The 17,716-nt window shown below is 55.1% G+C and carries 19 protein-coding genes; 4 read left to right on the forward strand and 15 right to left on the reverse strand.

The genetic code is table 11. The features are described 5' to 3' along the window. Window positions 1–115: 115 nt before the first annotated feature. A complete protein-coding gene (tmk, locus tag ABD971_RS12005) occupies window positions 116–739 on the forward strand; it encodes a dTMP kinase (RefSeq protein ID WP_345322335.1) in 624 nt (207 codons plus the stop codon). A 21-nt stretch (window positions 740–760) separates the two neighbouring features. On the opposite strand, the gene ABD971_RS12010 is transcribed toward tmk, so the two are convergent. Continuing rightward, window positions 761–1,723 (reverse strand): DUF4349 domain-containing protein, encoded by a 963-nt coding sequence (locus ABD971_RS12010; protein ID WP_345322337.1) that lies wholly within the window; start codon window positions 1,721–1,723, stop codon window positions 761–763. Window positions 1,724–2,166: 443 nt separating this feature from the next. Between ABD971_RS12010 and ABD971_RS12015 the strand changes: the two genes are divergently transcribed. After that, entirely contained in the window at window positions 2,167–3,405 is a 1,239-nt protein-coding gene (locus tag ABD971_RS12015; protein WP_339945629.1) for an HD-GYP domain-containing protein, read from the forward strand. A gap of 37 nt (window positions 3,406–3,442) precedes the next feature. Here the strand turns inward: ABD971_RS12015 and ABD971_RS12020 are convergent, their stop codons facing one another. The 14 genes from ABD971_RS12020 to ABD971_RS12085 form a co-directional block, all read right to left on the reverse strand. Beyond that, window positions 3,443–4,408 (reverse strand): DUF1559 family PulG-like putative transporter, encoded by a 966-nt coding sequence (locus ABD971_RS12020; RefSeq protein WP_345322339.1) that lies wholly within the window; start codon window positions 4,406–4,408, stop codon window positions 3,443–3,445. 4 nt (window positions 4,409–4,412) lie between these two features. Beyond that, window positions 4,413–4,904 (reverse strand): hypothetical protein, encoded by a 492-nt coding sequence (locus ABD971_RS12025; protein WP_345322341.1) that lies wholly within the window; start codon window positions 4,902–4,904, stop codon window positions 4,413–4,415. Further along, window positions 4,901–5,434, reverse strand: a complete 534-nt coding sequence (locus tag ABD971_RS12030) for a PulJ/GspJ family protein (protein ID WP_345322343.1) — start codon at window positions 5,432–5,434, stop codon at window positions 4,901–4,903. The genes ABD971_RS12025 and ABD971_RS12030 overlap by 4 nt, the downstream gene beginning before the upstream one ends. Next, window positions 5,434–5,862 carry a hypothetical protein gene (locus ABD971_RS12035; protein ID WP_345322345.1) on the reverse strand — a complete coding sequence of 143 codons (429 nt, stop codon included), beginning with the start codon at window positions 5,860–5,862 and terminating at the stop codon, window positions 5,434–5,436. The genes ABD971_RS12030 and ABD971_RS12035 overlap by 1 nt, the downstream gene beginning before the upstream one ends. Continuing rightward, window positions 5,859–6,977, reverse strand: coding sequence for a type II secretion system F family protein (locus tag ABD971_RS12040; protein ID WP_345322347.1), 1,119 nt, complete (start codon window positions 6,975–6,977; stop codon window positions 5,859–5,861). Before ABD971_RS12040 ends, ABD971_RS12035 begins: the two co-directional genes overlap by 4 nt. Beyond that, entirely contained in the window at window positions 6,977–8,005 is a 1,029-nt protein-coding gene (locus tag ABD971_RS12045; RefSeq protein ID WP_345322349.1) for a type II secretion system F family protein, read from the reverse strand. Before ABD971_RS12045 ends, ABD971_RS12040 begins: the two co-directional genes overlap by 1 nt. Before the next feature lie 75 nt (window positions 8,006–8,080). Next, complete coding sequence (locus ABD971_RS12050) at window positions 8,081–9,046, reverse strand: type II secretion system F family protein (RefSeq protein WP_345322351.1); 966 nt, start codon at window positions 9,044–9,046, stop codon at window positions 8,081–8,083. 135 nt (window positions 9,047–9,181) lie between these two features. After that, window positions 9,182–9,580, reverse strand: coding sequence for a hypothetical protein (locus ABD971_RS12055; RefSeq protein WP_345322353.1), 399 nt, complete (start codon window positions 9,578–9,580; stop codon window positions 9,182–9,184). Further along, window positions 9,573–10,139 carry an RNA polymerase sigma factor gene (locus ABD971_RS12060; RefSeq protein WP_339945614.1) on the reverse strand — a complete coding sequence of 189 codons (567 nt, stop codon included), beginning with the start codon at window positions 10,137–10,139 and terminating at the stop codon, window positions 9,573–9,575. Before ABD971_RS12060 ends, ABD971_RS12055 begins: the two co-directional genes overlap by 8 nt. Before the next feature lie 306 nt (window positions 10,140–10,445). Further along, entirely contained in the window at window positions 10,446–11,594 is a 1,149-nt protein-coding gene (nadA, locus tag ABD971_RS12065; RefSeq protein ID WP_425571296.1) for a quinolinate synthase NadA, read from the reverse strand. A gap of 133 nt (window positions 11,595–11,727) precedes the next feature. Next, window positions 11,728–13,971, reverse strand: a complete 2,244-nt coding sequence (locus tag ABD971_RS12070; RefSeq protein ID WP_345322356.1) for a multiheme c-type cytochrome — start codon at window positions 13,969–13,971, stop codon at window positions 11,728–11,730. Between the two features lie 132 nt (window positions 13,972–14,103). Beyond that, complete coding sequence (locus ABD971_RS12075; RefSeq protein ID WP_345322358.1) at window positions 14,104–14,667, reverse strand: hypothetical protein; 564 nt, start codon at window positions 14,665–14,667, stop codon at window positions 14,104–14,106. 69 nt (window positions 14,668–14,736) lie between these two features. Beyond that, window positions 14,737–15,510, reverse strand: a complete 774-nt coding sequence (locus tag ABD971_RS12080; protein WP_345322360.1) for a HisA/HisF-related TIM barrel protein — start codon at window positions 15,508–15,510, stop codon at window positions 14,737–14,739. An 18-nt stretch (window positions 15,511–15,528) separates the two neighbouring features. Continuing rightward, window positions 15,529–16,077, reverse strand: coding sequence for a DUF2617 family protein (locus ABD971_RS12085; RefSeq protein WP_339945604.1), 549 nt, complete (start codon window positions 16,075–16,077; stop codon window positions 15,529–15,531). Window positions 16,078–16,450: 373 nt separating this feature from the next. On the opposite strand from ABD971_RS12085, the gene ABD971_RS12090 reads away from it, so the two are divergent. Both ABD971_RS12090 and ABD971_RS12095 read left to right on the forward strand, forming a co-directional pair. After that, complete coding sequence (locus ABD971_RS12090) at window positions 16,451–17,029, forward strand: anthranilate synthase component II (protein WP_339945602.1); 579 nt, start codon at window positions 16,451–16,453, stop codon at window positions 17,027–17,029. Between the two features lie 34 nt (window positions 17,030–17,063). After that, a complete protein-coding gene (locus ABD971_RS12095) occupies window positions 17,064–17,372 on the forward strand; it encodes a DUF167 domain-containing protein (RefSeq protein WP_345322363.1) in 309 nt (102 codons plus the stop codon). Window positions 17,373–17,716 lie beyond the last annotated feature (344 nt).

Genomic DNA, 17,716 nt, shown 5'->3' on the forward strand with positions numbered 1-17,716 from the left:
CGACCGCTTCGTTCGTCGCTCTGCCGGACCTGCCCCCTGTCATCTCGGGCCAAAAACGTCAGAATCTGACATTAATCGTCCCTGAAGAATCCCCCGCAGTTTTCCGTTCTTATCTATGACCTCTGCTTCCAATCGCGGCGTTTTTATTGTCATTGACGGCATTGACGGTGCCGGAAAATCGACCCAAGTCCAACGATTGTGCGATTCGCTGCGTGAACAAGGCTTCGGAGTCACCCAATCACGCGAACCGACCGACGGACGATGGGGCAAGATGATTCGCAACAGCGCCACGACAGGCCGATTGTCGTTGGACGACGAGCTCAGTGCTTTTGTCAACGATCGTCGTGAACATGTTTCCACCCTCATTCAACCCGCACTCGGCGCCGGCCAAATCGTGATCGTCGATCGCTATTTCTATTCGACCGTCGCGTACCAAGGTATCCGGGGCGCTGATACCGCAGCCCTGTTGTCTCATATGCGGGCCGAGTTTCCGATCCCTGATCTGACGCTATTCTTTGATTTGCCGGTCTCGGTGGCACTGCAGCGGATCTCGGAAACACGAGGCGAGGTGCCGAACGAGTTCGAGCAAGAAGACGCGCTCACCGAAATCCGCAAAACGTTCCATCAAATGGCCGCCGAGTGTGATGAGGTGCAATTGCTTGATTGCACCCCGACCATGGACGCCGTCACTGCGGACATCGCAGCCCGTGTCGCTCAAGTACTTGCATCACGTCAGTAAACTACAAAACGCGAAGCGCCGCTAAATCGCTCTGCGACTGCGAATCACCCGCCGTACCATCGCCGCGACCACCATGACGGGAATGCCCAGCGCGATGATCCAAGGAATCAAGGCGATGAGTGCAATCAGCATGCTTTCGCCGAGTTGACGCAGCGAACGCAGTGATCCGCTAAACGCTTTCGCAATGCGGTCTGTGAATGTCGGTGCCGCCGGCGGAACGTATTCTTTTTCCTCGCGGACGTTAATCGTCACCGTTGCCAAGGCGGTACGATCGGCAAGCACTCGCAGTCGGCCTTCCATCCGTTCGATTTCTTCTCGTACGCGTGCCAGTTCACGCTCGATTTCCAATACATCCGACAACTTGCCCGTCCGCTCTTCTAACATCGTGATGATGCGATCCTCGAGTTTGCGGTTGTTACGCACACGTGCCTCGACATCAACGTATTCCTCCGTCACATCCTGAGCATCCTCGCGTCGTGATTCAGCGAATCCCAAACCGCTGACGCCACTAACAAATTCGTGATAGCGATCGACCGGAACGCGAATCACCCAAGCCCCACTTTGACGATCGTTGTAACGGCGATCGGTCTCACTTTTAGAAATAAACCCGTCGACGGATTCCACTAGCCGAGGCAACGCGGCTTCAAAATCAGCGTAAGCCTTGACGATCAATCCAAGCGATGTGTTGTAGATGATCCGCCGCTTGGTCTTCGTATTCGACTTGGTCTTTGCGGATGTTTGATCGTCGGAATCGCCATCGTCGCGCTGCGTTGTCGATTCCGTCATGCTCGCCAAACTCTGCCCCTGGCGTCTCGTCCCCTCTGCGCTAACCCCCGACTGCGACTCATACGTCGTCGCCGGCTGGACCATGTCCAATTTCCCCGAAAATCGCGAATTTGGACTCTCACCGCACCCCAGGATCATCACAGCAAACATGATGATGACTAGCGTGCGTTTCCAGGCAAAACGGGATTGAAATAGCATCGTGGTGCTCTCTTTCTCATACATTTGTCAATACGATCACCTCGAGTGCGCGAGGCCCTATCGATACGACGATTCAGTCGCCTCTGCGGATTTTTAAAAACCATTGAATTCGCAAAGAAGTGTGGAGGAAACTTGCGGATTCCGGATAGGGTGCGGGCGATGGCGTTCATTGATTGCGAAAGATGCCATCAAAACGATGGTCAAAAGACGGGTGCGACGTATGGCACGCGATCCCCCCGCTGAGCAAACTTCACTCCCTACAAACCGTTTAATCGGTCCAAAGTGCCGACGTCCGGCACTGATTCGCGCCGTTCAGCAAGCTCAGTCGCATACCGATGCAATTCACGTCGCATGCTTGGAACTGAGTGTCTCTCGTTTTTGCGCGACGAAGTCCGTATTGGATTCGCCGATCGCTTGCCGACGTCTTTGCCGCTTTCAACTTAATGTCCACCTCTCTACCTCCTTCCGTAAACACGCCTCCGCGTCAATCGGCTCTGCCGCTTGCTGCTGCGTCGACGTCCGCTGCGCGGCCGGTGGAAGTGTTGGATGGTAAGATCATGATTGTCGATCATGAGCCGGTGAACGTCTTGGTTGCCAAAAAACACCTGCAAGCGGCTGGATACAGTAATTTTGAGACGACCGTCGACACCGCCAACGCATTACAGTCGATTATTGCAGCGGGTCCCGACGTCTTGCTGCTCGACGTGAACATGCCCAATGCGAACGGCATCGACATTCTGCGTGACCTACGAAATCGTCCCGGATTCCGCCATCTTCCGGTACTGATTCTGACCGCAAACGACGATGCTTCGGTCAAGCTGTCTTGCTTGGAACTCGGCGCCACCGACTTTTTGATCAAACCCGTTGATCCAATGGAATTGGCGCCTCGTGTTCGCAATGCGCTACAGAACAAGTGCTACCAAGACCAACTGCAACATCACACCGAAGACCTCGAAGAAACGATCCAACAACGTACTGCGGATTTAGAGCGATCACGTCGCGAAGTCATTTACTGTTTGGCTCGCGCTGCCGAACTGCGTGATAACGACACTGGAAATCACGTGATTCGAGTCGGTCGCTTTGCAGGGTTGATCGCCAGCAAACTCGGGCTTCCGGATTGGTATGTCGAAGACATTGAGCTTGCCGCCCAACTTCACGATGTTGGTAAAATCGCGGTGCCCGACGCAATCTTGCTGAAACCCGGCCGATTGCTGCCGAGTGAATTTGCCGTGATTCAAACTCATGTCAAACTCGGTCACCAAATTATCAAACCCCATACGATCAACGACGGCAGTTCGCGGCGACGTTCGTCAAAAGAGGAATGCCCGGTCCAACGCGACAGTGGTTCGTTGATGCGATTGGCCGCCAGTATCACACAGACGCATCACGAAAAATTCGACGGTTCAGGCTATCCATTGGGGTTGGCTGGCGAAGACATCCCATTGGAAGGCCGCATCACCGCCGTGGCGGACGTCTATGACGCACTCGCATCCGAACGTCCTTACAAACAAGCGATGCCACGCGAGAAATGTTTCTCGATCCTCGAAGAGAGCCGCGGCACCCACTTTGACCCCCGAGTCTTGGACGCCTTTTTCGCTGCGGTACCCGAGATTTTGAAGGTCCAAGCCGAGTACCGGGACCATTACAACCACGATGCCGCGTCCGACGCTGGGTCTGCGTAACGATCGGCAACCGAATCGAAGGATTCGGTAAGTCGGGTTACCAGCTATCTTGAACCAACAATTCACCGTCGGCACGGTCGCCGAGTTGCGTGAACAATGCCGGGTCAATCGATTGACTTAGGAATCGTGTCGAACCGTCCGCGAAACCAAAGTTCCCGCCGCCTTGATGCGAGCTTCCAAAACCGCCCACTTTGAGCGACCCCAATTCACGATCGCTTTGAATACTGAGATCAAAATAGCGATCGGGACCTTCGATCTTCGAGCCCGTATTGCGAAGCGTCGCTCGAGTTCCGGAACACCATCCAAGTGAATTGCGGTACGGAATCATTTCGCCAATCATGATGGTTTGCGAGCTACCGTCACGGATGTCGCTGTATCGCAAATGGCTGTTTAAAAACAGCATCCCATTGTTGTTCGAGTCGATCGGAGCCTCGACCGAATGATGGCAGCCCGCATAGTTCGAGATCGCCGCATACCCCGGTTCCATGCTGTCGCCGAGCGGAATCGAGAAGTCGGACTTTACCGACGGAAACGATGGACATAAGTACGTGGGCACGTTTCTTACCCGTACCGGGCTATTGACCGTGGCATAGACACCGGCTTCCTGATCAAAGTGCTCAAACATGCTTTGCTGCTCAATGAACGGCAAGATTTGCACCATCCAACTAATGTGCTTGCCAATCGGCTCATTCCTCACGGGGCCTGTTTCGCTGATCACGCCGGCCGGCAACCGCTCGTGACTGAAATCGTGATGATGCACCGAGAGCCCAATCTGCATCATATTGTTCAGACACGAGGATCGACGAGCCGCCTCGCGGGCCGCCTGCACAGCGGGTAACAGCAAACCAACCAAGACTCCAATGATCGCGATCACGACCAACAATTCCACAAGCGTGAATCCGCCGCTTGACGGGTTGGTGCTGTAGCCCCGACGCGAACGGAGGTTGGGAATAGCGTTGGGAGAAAGGGTCGAAACGAGCCGATTCGTTGTTCGTTTATACATGGTTCTACTCATCGTTGGTTGCTGCGGAATGAGGATTTGATTTTGAAACTTGGAACGTGTAACTTTTTTGTGTGCGGGTTGCGATTTCCATTGCGGCACTGTCCACCGATCGTGCCAACGTGGCAATCACATCGACCGAGACAAGATTCGAAGCGTCGTCACCGCCGGCGGCCGGAGCAACGCTGATTTCAACGTTGGCTTTGGCATAGCGTGAGTTCTCAAACGCGGGGATCCAATTTTCGCCTTCGTACGAATCGTCTGCGGCGATCCGAGTGATCGCGCGGTTGATCCCCGCATCCAACAACCACTCGGTTTGCATTGTTTGATGTCGACGCACGGTTTCACGCTGTGCCCGCACCGCCGATGCCACGCTAGTCATCACAAGTGTTGACACCACAATCAAACAAACAAGCGTACAGATAAGCACAACACCGCGACGCCCGCTTCGGTTGCGACCACCAATGGCTACTGGGATGGAAGTAGAAATAGGTCTCATGGTGACTCCTGGGCACGTGTCACAGCGTCCTCGCGATCACCGAGATTTACCAAACGACGGTAGCGACCGGCGGACGCAGTGATTTGCCGATCCACACGTTCGGAGTAACCGCGTTGATCGGGAACGAAGCGGATTTCGAGCGTTGCTTGCTGCTGATCTTGCTTCTTGGAAAACGTCGCGACATACGATTCGGCTAGCGTGTAGCTTTCCCGCCGCATCGTGTTTCCATCGCGGTGTTCTCGGCGTATCACATCGTTTCCCTCGCTTCGATAGTCCACCATGTGTCCGTCATTTCGCACCACAACAAACGACTCGGCTGTACTACGGACATCATCACTGTGATGCACATCCCAGCGGAATTGTTCGACTAAACGCTGCGAATCACGATCATGACTTGCACGTTTGCTTGAGACATTGGACATCGTCATCGTTTGGTGAACCAATCCCATCGCTAGCCCCAACAGCGTACTGCCAGCGGCCATCGACACGATCAATTCAATTAGAGTGTGTCCTTGGTGATGTCGGTTCATTAATCGTCCTCGCTTTTGAGCCAACCCACCAACGTCAAAGGTTCCGGGTTGCCGACGCGTTTCCAGTCGATGGATAAATGCAATTGCGTTTCGTTGTCGCTGCGGACAATTTTCGCTTCCATCACAGCATCGGGAAGCAACGCACGTGCGGCGTCGGACACGGCAACCACATCGGCTTCTTTTTCGAGCTCCTCGGTCGGCAATGCGATTAACCGTTCCATGTGATTGGTCAATTCATCAAGTGCCATTTGGCGATGCCGCGTCTGTTGCCACAGTCCTCCACAGCGAACCGTTAACGGTGCGACCAAGCCGACGCCGCTGACCACCAAGGTCGCGGTGACCATCAGTTCAAACAACGTAGCCCCGCGACGCTGGCGAGGTCGCCCAAGCCGCTGTCGACCGCCGATTTGTCTTGTAATAATGTTCATAATTCAAATTGAGGCTTCGAAACAAAATAGGTCAGCTGAATCAGGAACTCAAAGAACCCCACGCACACTAGCACCACGATGGATGCGACCAGAATGATCAAGACAGGATGCACAAGGCTCAGCCACCGCTCACAACGACGATCAAATTGCTCGCGTTTCCACTGTCCCAAACGCCGCAACATCCAACTGATTGCCGGCTTCGAATTGAGCCGTGTGATCGCAGTTGCCTCAGCCGCGGTGATCAAACGTGCGTCGGCCATGCTGCTCCATAAATCGGCCCCTTGTTCGACTTCGTTGCGAACCAGTAACAAACGTTGGCGAATGCGTGGATCAAAGTGATAACGAGCCAGCGTCGACACCGCGCTTGGCATGGGACGTCCGGCATCGATGCTATCGGCCAACACACGCAAGAGTTCCGCATTGCGTCCCGTCGCGTCTGCCGACGGAATCATTCGATTGGCGAACCGACGAAGTACGTCTGAAAGCGGACTAAGCGCCAACACGACCGAGGCAATGAAGGCGAGTCCTATCCACAACCCGGCGTTAGAAACAAACGCACTCAGACTATTCAGCAAATGGAATGTCCAAGGGAGTACAAATTCACCATCAGCATCACCGACTTCGTTGACCATCTTCAAAAGCATCGGAACCAAACTGGTCAGTACCAACAGTAAGATCGGCGTCATCACCATCGCGATGATCGCCCCGTAAATCACGATCTGGCGCAGATGCGACTGGCGGCGGTTCAGTGATTCGTCGTGGTGTTGTGCCATCCGTGCGAGTGTTTGCGGCAGCGTCCCATTTTGGGTCGCCACACGAATCGCCAACACCGCGTCCTGGGTGAGTACTGTCGGCGTTTGCTCGAGCGCCTCGACTAGCGAACTGCCTTCGCCAAGACGTTTTGCCAGCCGAAGCAGACGACGACGATAAGAACCACGGTGTTCTTGAGCCAGATTGCCAACGACTCGCGGCATATCCAGACGCTGGGACATTGCCACCGCTAACATTCGAATCAGCGATTGCTGACACATGCTGCGAGTGTCACTGGGCCACCACGGCATTAACTTCCACCGCCGAGTCCAGGTGTAAAAAGCAATCAAAATTGAGTCGATCATTAGGACAACCCCGTAACAAGGCTAACGAGGGGTGTGAATAGCGAAAACACGACAAACGCTACGACCGCGGCGACCATCACCGTTGCAAGCGGTGACGCAATGCCGCTCATCCAATTGACTCGTGTCCGCGCCCGCTGGCGATACATCGTCGATATTTCACGTAACACGACCGTGTTGGGTTTGATCTCCGGCGCGACCGAAAGTACATCGATGACATTCGCAGGCAATTGATGTGATACCGAGGATTCATGCAGGGGCATCGAGCCTTGATTCGCATGATTCGCTAGATGGACGGCAAGGTTTCGAAGGTGCCGGTTACCACAGGTCTGTCCTGCGAACCACAACGATTCGGGCACCGATGCGCCCATCTCGAGCATCTCGGCTAATTGGTTCACAAACTTGGCCATTGCCGCCACGCTGCCGGTATTGCCCGCCGCAAAACGGCCAAACAAACGCAGTCCCAATGAGAAACGAAGGCATAGCTGATAGACGCCAAACACGGCGGCGACGGTTGCCGCAATAACCGCTAATGCAGTAAGTGGATCGTTGGTAATCGATTCGCTAATCCAAATCAGCAGCAGCGTCGGTGCGGGTAGCTGCAAACCGAACTCGTCGTACATTTTCGCGAAGGAGGGAACCACGGTGAAAGCCAACACCACCAACACGATCAACGCGAGCGACACAACAATGGTCGGATACAACATCGCAAAGCGAAATTGCGACCGCGAGTCGGCTTCGGCGTTTGCGTACGCGACGGCATTGATCATGATTGCGGCATGAGACGTTTTTCCGCTGGACGCGCTGGCGTGGGTCAACCAAACGGCAGTCGCGGGATCACTCAACAATGTGTTTGCCGAAGCACCCGCTCGCAGCTGATCAACCACATGGATTAGCTCTCGGCGGCTCTTGCCACGCGGCATCTCGTCGGCGACGGCTGCCAGCACCGAAATCAATTCATCGCGATGCAACAACATGTGATCCACATGTTTGCGTATCGTCGACTCGGGCGATGGGACGTAAATTGGCATTGCAAATGAAGAAAATAATGGAACAGCGTCAATGACCGGACAACAGCACAGGCCCCACGACAAGGACTCTGCGATTTACGCGAACGCTAATACGCCGAGAAAATGAACCCAAGGCAAAAACAGAGACAACGCGTAGAGCAGCACGATGATTCCTCCCACCACCGCGGTGGCGATCGAGGGCACGAGAAATCGCCAAACGGCCGCTAAACGCTCGGCCTTTTGCCGATACATCGCTGCAACAAATCGCAGCACCTCGCCGCGGGACGGGTCATCCACGCCTTCATCAAACGCCCAACGCAGCAGCGGTGCCGCATCGAAGCGGGCCGCCGTCGCTCGGTCCTCGGTTGATTCCGCAGTGTTGTGAACGCCGCAAATGACGAGGGCGTCTGACAGCGGGATCCCCTGCTCGATCAATCCCGCCATCTGCTCGGCCAACTCCGAATTCTTAATTGCACGCCGATATCCTTTCCCGCCGGGAACGGCAGCCCAATCCAAACGATCACGGTACGCTCGCCAACCCAACCAACCGATTGCCCCAAGGATCAACAAAACGGTCAGCCAAACGGCCATCCAATCGCGTAACACCTCAAGCAGCAAAAGCACGGAACCTTCTTGAATTCCCATGTCCCGGTAAAACGATTCAAACTGTGGCGTGGTGAACGAAAGCGTGAAAACAAACGCCACCAGCGCCAACAAAACAATGATGGCCAATTGAAACAACCATTGGCTCACATTTCGTTTCAACACTCGCTGCGACCGTGCTGCCGCCGTCGCCGCATCAAGTGCGGCCGCCGAATCTCCGGTGCGTAGTAGCGTCAGCAGCGATTGCCGATATTGGGGCGAGATCGCCGGATCCTCGGCGATCGCCGCTTGCACCGTATCACCGCGTGCGACACGTACCCCGATTCTGGCATTTAGCTGAGAAACCGTCTTGTCAACCGATTGCGGCGTCCCTTCGGAATGAATTGCGACCGGCAATCCTGAGTCGGCGATGAGCACCAACTGTTCGTTAAAATCGACAATCTGATCAAACTCAGTCACTTGAGGGGACGTCCCGCGTGGAAAAGAGGAATGAGAATGGTAGCGATGGATTGGGTGTCATTGCGCAGCATCACTGCAGACGACGCAGCGTGTCTTCGGATGGCGATTCTTACCCAGCGGGGTCGCTGCCGAGGATCATCGAGGCAAACGAAATCGACTTGCCTGTGTTTGCCGCAATTGGCTGAATGCTTCACACATGCCCCATTGGGGACCGATATCCGATCGTCTCGACAGCTCCGCCGCCTTGCGATGCACCTCAACGGATGTCGCGCCGCTGAAACGCGACTGATAATCGCCCAGCAACTCGACCACGGGTGAGGCAAGACAAAACATTAGCAGGACGCAGACGAAAAAGCCGCCCATGCGTCGCTCCAACAAAGTATCGTCACAGACGCTTCGTGCCGCCTCGAGCGTGCGAGGACGCAAGTCATCGGAAACACGGACATAGCTGCCCGCCGCCCGAATCCGTTGCTCTATTTCATGCAAATCGTGGTTGTCGTTATCAAAGTCCGCGTCATGATGCGACTCACTCATGAGCGACCTCCGCATCGTTAGCGTGAAGTTTATCGGCCAATTTTCCGATCGCGTATCGATAGCGACTCGCCGCTGTCGACGGTGTAATTTCGAGCACCGATGCAATCTGGGCAAACGTCATCTCTTCCCAAATTTTCAGCACAACGACTTCGCTTTGTTCCGCTGGTAGCGTCCGCATCGCAGCCCAAACGGCGCGATGTTGATCTTCGAGCTCGATCGAATCCACGACGCGCCGCGTCAATAAATCAGTCAAATTGCCCACGAGCGACCATCGCTGTTTCCGTCTCAGGATCACCAGCGATTCGTTGCGAACCATGCTCAGCAAATAGCCCCAAGGCTGTTCAGCAGCGGCGAGTTTTTCGGGTTCCACCGCAACGCGGACGAGTGCGGTTTGCACGGCATCTTCGCCGTCATGCTGGTTTCGGGTGATCGTCGTGGCGTAGCGAACCAATCGCTGAGCGGTCAAGTCGTACAGCCCCGACAATGCCGGAGCACTGCTTTCGGCAATTCGCTGGGCATGCAACCGCACGCGTTCGGAAAAGGTTTCAAAGTTAGCCATCAGACCTAAGGATGCGCGAAGGCGGCCCATTTGTCTAACGTTTGAGAAAAATACTCGATTTATCTCTCAAATTTATCAATCAACCGGCTCGATCGACGACGAAATGCCCACATTCACCGAGTTTGACCAGGTTTTCTGCCACCGCTACACCAAGTTTGTTGGGAGAGAGGTGACAGCAGAATAGGCCCTAATAAAAACTTTTCCTCGATGCCCGACGTCAACACGAACGTTTCAACGTCCCAGTTCTACAACCGAGACCATCCACTTAGCGTCAAAGTCGATGTCACGGGGCAACCAGATACCCAGCTACTTAACTGCCAACATTCGCTCCAATGCGACGAGACTCCATTTGGAAATCTCGGCGTCGACCTCGATCTTGTTGACGATCGCTCCGTCACGGAGATTTTCCAGCGTCCAACAGAGATGTGGCAGATCGATCCGGTACATCGTGGCACACATGCACACGACCGGGCTGAGGAAATGAATTTCCTGCTCGGGATGCTCGGCCTTCAACCGGTTGACCAAGTGCAATTCGGTTCCGATCGCCCACTTGGTTCCCGCAGGGCTGTTGCGAACCGTGTCGATGATCTTTCCCGTGCTGCCGGAAACGTCTGCGATATCGTTGACTTCGCGAGGACACTCAGGATGCACCAGGATCTTGATTCCAGGATGCTGTTTGCGGAACCCATCGACATGTTCGGGGCGAAACATTTGGTGAACGCTGCAGTGTCCCTTCCAAAGGATCACTTTGCTTTTTTCCAAGCCGGCCTCGGTATTGCCACCTAGCTCGAGTGCATACGGATCCCAAACCGGCATCTGATCTTCGCCGATCCCCATGCTCAGTGCCGTGTTGCGACCAAGGTGTTGGTCGGGAAAAAAGAAAACACGGTCGCCGCGCTGGTAAGCCCATTCCAAAACGGCTTTAGCGTTGCTGCTGGTACAAACGATGCCGCCATGTCGACCGCAGAACGCTTTCAGACTGGCGGCACTATTGATGTAAGTCACCGGGATGACGCGTTCGGTGTCGATCACTTCGGACATGTCTTCCCATGCCGCTTCGACTTGTTTGATCGCGGCCATGTCGGCCATCGAGCAACCAGCGGCCATGTCGGGCAACAGCACCGTGACGCGTTGGCCATCACGTTCGGCCAATTTATCGGGGCGATTTGCTAAGATGTCGGCCGTTTCAGCCATGAAATGCACGCCACAAAAAACGATCGTGCGGCAGGTGCGACTGGCCGCTGCCATCTCGCTCAGCTTGTAGCTGTCGCCGCGAAGATCGGTGTGCGCGATCACTTCGTCTTGTTGATAGTGATGTCCCAGGATCAGCAGCGAATCGCCGAGCTCGGTTCGAACCGCTTCGATGCGGGTTTGCAATTCTTCGGGCTGAAGCGTGCGGTAAGACGCCAGCGAATGGATCGCGTCTTTGTCGTGTTGGGTAATAGTCGCGTTCAACGGTGGTCCTTCGATAACAAAAATAGTCGCCTGGACGATAGCAGCCGCAAAACGGCTCTTCGCCACTGTTGATTGTACCCCTAAAACCCATGTTTGATCGATGGGCCCTAGCCGGAAGCTGCGCCGACGACGATTATTCGCCCTCGCTTTCCTCGGCAATCTTCTCTTTCAGCAACCGCACCGCAGTGCGGTAGATTTCGACTTCGGGGGCCAATTCGGCGGCTTTTTCCAGCTGGGTCAACGACTCGCCGTATTTTCCGGCCTGATACAACGCCAATCCGTAGCGGTATTGCAGATGGGCGTTCTCGGGCACCAAGCCAGCATCCCGTGCGATTAGCGGAAGTTCGGCCGCACGAAGCTGCTTGGCAAGCGCCGTCATTTCCGCCGCTTGCGGTCCGTTGGACTGGGCCAACGTATCCAACAATTCAGCAAAATTGGACCTCGCCCCCGTCGTATGCGGCTCAATTCGGATCGCGTCTTGATACGATTCGATCGATTCGCCGTAACGGCCGAGCTGCTCGGCCAGCGATGCCCATGCCATGTGGGCGCCCGCTCGATCGGACGCGTTCATCAACGTCGCTTTGACATTGCGAGCCGCCAATTCGACCTGGCTACGCTTGTTTTCGTCCAACTGGCGCAGAGCACCGGTTGCGATCATCACCCGAGTGGCTTCGTCACGCACCGGTTTCGATTCGTCCTCGATTAACGGGAACAAATCCTTCGCAATCCGCTCAGGCGACGCCATCATGTAGACCGACACGGCCGCGGTGCGGACCAGCGGATGTTCGGTTTCGTTCTTCAGCATTTCGCGAGCCACCGGCAGCGCCTCGGCAACACCCGATTGACCAAGTTCCGACAGCGCAGTGGCGCGAGCGTAGGCGGGAACCTTATCGTCGGTCTCTTTTACCAATTCGATCATGGCATCGACCGCCCCAGCCTTGCCGGCACGAAACGCCGCGATCGCTTCGCCAAAATGAGGCGGCGTTGCACGCTGTTCGCCGTACCATTTTTCGCACGCATCGTCACACCACTTGTCGACTTTGGCAATCGCCTCAGCGAGTTCGTCGTTCCCCATTTCGGCCAATCGCAACCAATCCGCGTACTCCTTCGCCTTCTCGCTTGTCGCAGGATCCAAATCCTTGCGTACGTCTTCGACATGGCAACTGCTACATGCATTGGGCGTTCCGATTTTTACAGAAAGATCGGGACGAGGAATACGCAAACTATGGTCACGCCGTGGATCCACTTCCATATACGTCGTATGCGGCATGTGACAATTGACGCACATTGCACCCTCTGTGCCAGGCACGTGGTGATGATGCGACGGCACGTCATATTTGCCGGCCGCGTGTTGGTGACAGGACGTGCAGGTTTCGTTGCCTTTGTGCTTGAGCTCTAACGAGTGCGGATCATGACAATCGCTGCAGCGGATGTTTTTGTGATACATCTTGCTTTGGATGAACGAGCCAAACACGTAGACCTCGTCTTTGATTTGACCGTCGGCGTGATAGGTCGCGGGGCTCATCAGCTCCAACGCATAATGGTCAAAATAAGTATCCCCGCCATGAAAGTTACCATCCAAAACACCACGTCGACTGTGGCATGGAGCGCACGTTTGAATTTGCGGTTCGTTGCTTTCGCCTTTCAGTTTGGTCAGCCCGTATCCGTAGCGGCGATCCCAGAACAGTGATTTGCTGTTGGCAAGTTCCACATGCATGCTGCCGGGACCATGACAGGCCTCGCAGCTGACGTCGATCTCTGAAAACGTCGTGTGGTAACGGTTCGCTTTGGGGTCAAAGTTCGTTTTCAAATTTGTCGAATGGCAATCGGCGCACATCGTTTGCCAGCGCTGGGCGATCCCGGTCCAGTGCAGCGGGTCATCGGGCTCGAGTTTATCGTTGACGTCCGGCGGACGAAGATAGAACCATCGCTTCGCTTTCGTATCCCAGCTGATCCTCAGCACCTGCAAACGCGACAATTCGTTTTCGGGCATGTCGTCGCTGCGATCAAATTCGACCATGTACTGCTGAAGCGGCGTAACCCCAAAGACGTACTTGACCTCAAAGTCTTCCATCTTGCCGCTGGGGCCTTCGGTATAAACCATAAACCGCTCGCCATCGCGATACATGCGGTTGACCAAACCATCGTGCTCGAAAGTGACGTCATTAAAATCACCGAGCACCGTTTCGTCGGTCGCGACGTCCATCGCCAAATCGTGATGCGATCCCTTGAACGCCTCGGCTTGGTCGCGATGGCAATCGATACATGCACTGCGGCCGACAAATTGTGCTTCGATACCCGCAGGTTTCGCCGACCAATAGTCAGCGAACACGCCCCCGCCTAGCAGTAGGATCAAACCACCGATCGCAAGCGGCATTATCGGAAGCGTCTGTTTTGGCGTGGAGGATGTTTTGGACAAAGTCGACGTGGGGAACAGAGAGCGAATGAGAGAGGGGGGCAGCATCGTCCCGGAGCGAGCGAGCCGATCCATGATACGCAGAAATCGCCGCTATTGTTTCGTCGCGGGGGCAGATTCGCCAAGCAAACGCCACGCTTCATGACGCATTTTTTCCACAAGTTCGGTTCGTGCGGAATCTCGGGGCTCGATCCGGTTTAACAGACGGGCCGAACGCAACAGCGACTCGGCCGCTCGGGCGCTGGCATCTCGATCGTTGCCTGCCGCCGACGTGGGGGTGTCCAGTGCGGGGTCGAGCGAAGAACCGTCCAAGATACTGCCGCGCGACTTGATGATGCCAAGCACGTCGTCCAGCAGCGGATCGGACGAGCGGACGTCATCGGATGCCCCTTCCAAGACACTGCGGATCTTTGACTCGATCGGGTTCGGAGTCGAACTCGGCTCGGGCGATGCCTCGGCGGGTGAGGTTTCAGTGGGTGATGTTTCAGCGGGCGCCGCTTCCAGCGGTGCTGGTTCCGCCGGGGATGTTTTTGTGGGCACCGCAGGCGGCTGAGCGGAGGGGGGGAAATCGATACGCGATTGTGCAAACGAAACGCCCAGCGTCACGATCAACAATCCCGTGGCAATGACCGTGCGTCGCAGGGAAGAGGTAAGCATGATCGGCTCTTTTGGGAAAAAAACGAAAAATCAGACGTTGCGAGAACCAATGGTCGCCAAGCGATATCGCTACCGCTTCAGGAGCGCGGTGGCGACAAGACAGCGATCGCAGCCCGCTTGCTGCAATAGCTTAACGTCGGAGGCGTCTCGTATACCACCGCCCGAATAAAGTTTGACGCTAGGGAAATGCCGACGAATTCGCGAGCAAATCTCGGCAATCGAAGGACCACGTGACGTCCCCACTGTCGCTGTGTCCAGCGCCACCACTCGGTCGATGCCAAGTTGGTCCGCGAATTCCAGCCAATCGCGTTCAGAATCCCAATCGCCACCAGAATCCCAATCGTCATCTGAATCGTCGCCCCCTACAAAAACCCCTTGGCGATAATCCATCCCCAAAACAAGCTGCGAATAATCCAACGCTCCTTCGAATCGCCGCAGCGACGTCGCATTCGTGGCACATTCGCTCGCAACGATCACAAACACATTGCTCCGCCGCCGAACCGATTTTAACAACGAGGCCACCGTATCGCGCTCGGGCAACCCAATGTCGACGAGTATCTCGTCCAGATCGCTGTGGGGTGAAATCAAACGCTCAAGCAACGCAATTTGCGGCTGGCCGAGAAGGATCGAGTCTAAATCGGCGATGTAGAGTGATCGGATTCCGAGACTTCGGTAGTGAGCGACCAAAGCAAATGGATCGCCGGCGGTTTTCCCCCCGATCGCTATCGGCTGATACGCTTGCCGGTTACCGGCGACCGCGTGCACGGCGATTCCCGCCTTCAAATCGACCACTGCGACAATTTGTTCGCGAGTGGTCGCATCCAACCATGAGCAACCAGACATCAAGAAAAGGCCGACTCGCTACTTGGAGCTATCGCCGATCGAAAAGAGCGATTCGACTTTGACGATAGCATAATCGTCGGGGAAAGTATGAATGGCTTGAATCAGCACACTCTTACGACGCGTTTCCACGTTGACGTAGCTCAGCGCGCCAAGCGCCATCCGGCCGCTGGCGTCAAAACGGTGCAATAACCCCTCGGTTTGGCCGGTCCCCAATTGTTGTTGAACCATCCAGAACATATCGGGTTCGACGGGTTCCAATTGAAAATGCGTCTTGTACTGGACACCTCCACGGCACTCCGCTCGCTCGGTGCGGCTACCTTTCAGCGGGCGTGAAAGCAGACAGCGACGCTTAGGCAGCGGCTGTTGGGCGCTGGTGGCGACTTCGCAAATCGTCATCCCCGCGCCTCGCCATGTGACGACGTGTCCACAATTGGTGATGTCAACCTGGACCTCATAGTCCGTACGCTCGACACGACGTCGTTGATGCAGTGCGTAAAGCTCGGGATGCAGCGAGCGGCTGAAAACGTGAAACGCCAATTCGGCGACTTTGGGGCGAACCGAAAGCATGGGAATTTATCTATGAAGAAGAGCGCGAGTAAATAAATTTGTTGTCAAGACTGAATGTTCGAGGTCGTTGATACTCAATGAAAACTTTTTTCACTAAGATATCGCCAGTTTCGCTCTGCTCGGTCTTATGCCACTAACGTCTGTCGATACGTGTGAATCGCGTTTCGCCGTATTTCCACTCGCCCAGCGTTGTCGTGTCATGCCCATTATACGCTGTGGAGTGTTTCCAACCAAAGAGCGTTTACGCGGATGAGAACAAAGAATATTCTTTTTGTTTCAAGCCCCCATTTCCCATTGACATTTCGGCGATTCTGAGCTTCCAACATCCTTTGAATTTGCCCCCTTCATTCTTGCATCAAGTGTTGTCTGTACCATGGTTATCGTCATCGACAATTACGATTCGTTCACTTACAACCTGGTCCAGCGACTCGGTGAGATCGATGCCGAAATCGATGTTCGCGTCTTTCGTAATGACGAGCTCTCGATCGAACAACTGCAAGACTTGTCGCCATCGCGTGTCCTGATTTCACCTGGACCTTGCACACCCAACGAAGCGGGCGTCAGCGTCCAATGTGTCAAACAATTCGCAGGCAAAGTCCCACTACTCGGGGTATGTCTTGGCCATCAATCGATCGGGCAAGCGTATGGAGGCGAGATCGTGCGTGCTCCGGAACTGATGCACGGCAAAACCGACAAGATCTATCACGACGACGAAGGTCTATTTAAAGGCATCGAGAATCCGTTTGTTGCAACTCGTTACCACAGCCTGGTAATCGAGCCGTCAAGTTTGCCGGACGAGTTGATCGCCAGTGCATGGACTGACACCGGAGGCAAGCGGCAAATCATGGGGGTGCGTCACAAAGAATACAAACTCGAAGGATGGCAGTTTCACCCTGAAAGCTTTCTGACGCAGCCAGGCATCGAATTGCTCAAGCGATTCTTGGCATGGTAACTCCAGCGCCAAGTCACGTGGGGGAGGATGTCTCGTGATCGTCATCAAACAACACGACGATCGATGCACAATTGACGTCCATGTCACCCCCAAAGCAAAACAGGCTTCAGTCGGTGGATGCCACGACGCAGCTCTCCGCATCTCGGTCACCGCGCCGGCTGATAAAGGAAAAGCCAATAAGGCGGTCGAAAAATCGATCGCCGCGGTTTTTGGCGTCGCTAAATCGAATGTCGAAGTCGTCCGCGGATCGACCTCGCGACGCAAAACTGTGTCCATCGCCGGAGTCAGCGAATCCGAAGTACGCAAGAAACTCGATCCGCTGCTACGCGATGGATCTGCGTAAAAAGACTACGGTGCGTGTGTTAGCGACATGCCACCTCTCCCAAGCTAAAGTTCGGCAGAGGTGGCTTGCGTCATGTCACCTCTCCCAAACGTAGTTTGGGAGAGGTCGAGCAGAGCCTTCAGCGATTGCTCGGGTGAGGGCCGTCCGAGCAAGCCAGCGGCCTGCTGCAAGCTCCGTTGCGCGGTCGGCCCTCACCCGAACGAGGCCTAAAGGGCCCGCGGCTACCTCTGCCGAGCTGAAGCTCAGCAGAGGTGGCTTGCGTCACGTCACCTCTCCCAAACGTAGGAGACTGCTGAATTAGTCGGGGGCCCTGGAAATGCGTAGAATGAGAGGGTGTCGTTTCT

It is taken from the genome of Novipirellula rosea, from assembly GCF_039541335.1.
In the GTDB taxonomy this organism is placed as follows: domain Bacteria; phylum Planctomycetota; class Planctomycetia; order Pirellulales; family Pirellulaceae; genus Novipirellula; species Novipirellula rosea.

Coding starts and splice junctions, on each gene's coding strand:
- ABD971_RS12035 (WP_345322345.1), bottom strand. CDS start 5,862: ATGAACATTATTACAAGACAAATCGGCGGTCGACAGCGGCTTGGGCGA.
- ABD971_RS12085 (WP_339945604.1), bottom strand. CDS start 16,077: ATGCTTTCGGTTCGCCCCAAAGTCGCCGAATTGGCGTTTCACGTTTTC.
- ABD971_RS12045 (WP_345322349.1), bottom strand. CDS start 8,005: ATGCCAATTTACGTCCCATCGCCCGAGTCGACGATACGCAAACATGTG.
- ABD971_RS12010 (WP_345322337.1), bottom strand. CDS start 1,723: ATGCTATTTCAATCCCGTTTTGCCTGGAAACGCACGCTAGTCATCATC.
- ABD971_RS12030 (WP_345322343.1), bottom strand. CDS start 5,434: ATGAACCGACATCACCAAGGACACACTCTAATTGAATTGATCGTGTCG.
- ABD971_RS12015 (WP_339945629.1), top strand. CDS start 2,167: ATGTCCACCTCTCTACCTCCTTCCGTAAACACGCCTCCGCGTCAATCG.
- ABD971_RS12020 (WP_345322339.1), bottom strand. CDS start 4,408: ATGTATAAACGAACAACGAATCGGCTCGTTTCGACCCTTTCTCCCAAC.
- tmk (WP_345322335.1), top strand. CDS start 116: ATGACCTCTGCTTCCAATCGCGGCGTTTTTATTGTCATTGACGGCATT.
- ABD971_RS12075 (WP_345322358.1), bottom strand. CDS start 14,667: ATGCTTACCTCTTCCCTGCGACGCACGGTCATTGCCACGGGATTGTTG.
- ABD971_RS12025 (WP_345322341.1), bottom strand. CDS start 4,904: ATGAGACCTATTTCTACTTCCATCCCAGTAGCCATTGGTGGTCGCAAC.
- ABD971_RS12090 (WP_339945602.1), top strand. CDS start 16,451: ATGGTTATCGTCATCGACAATTACGATTCGTTCACTTACAACCTGGTC.
- ABD971_RS12080 (WP_345322360.1), bottom strand. CDS start 15,510: ATGTCTGGTTGCTCATGGTTGGATGCGACCACTCGCGAACAAATTGTC.
- ABD971_RS12055 (WP_345322353.1), bottom strand. CDS start 9,580: ATGAGTGAGTCGCATCATGACGCGGACTTTGATAACGACAACCACGAT.
- ABD971_RS12060 (WP_339945614.1), bottom strand. CDS start 10,139: ATGGCTAACTTTGAAACCTTTTCCGAACGCGTGCGGTTGCATGCCCAG.
- ABD971_RS12070 (WP_345322356.1), bottom strand. CDS start 13,971: ATGCCGCTTGCGATCGGTGGTTTGATCCTACTGCTAGGCGGGGGCGTG.
- ABD971_RS12040 (WP_345322347.1), bottom strand. CDS start 6,977: ATGATCGACTCAATTTTGATTGCTTTTTACACCTGGACTCGGCGGTGG.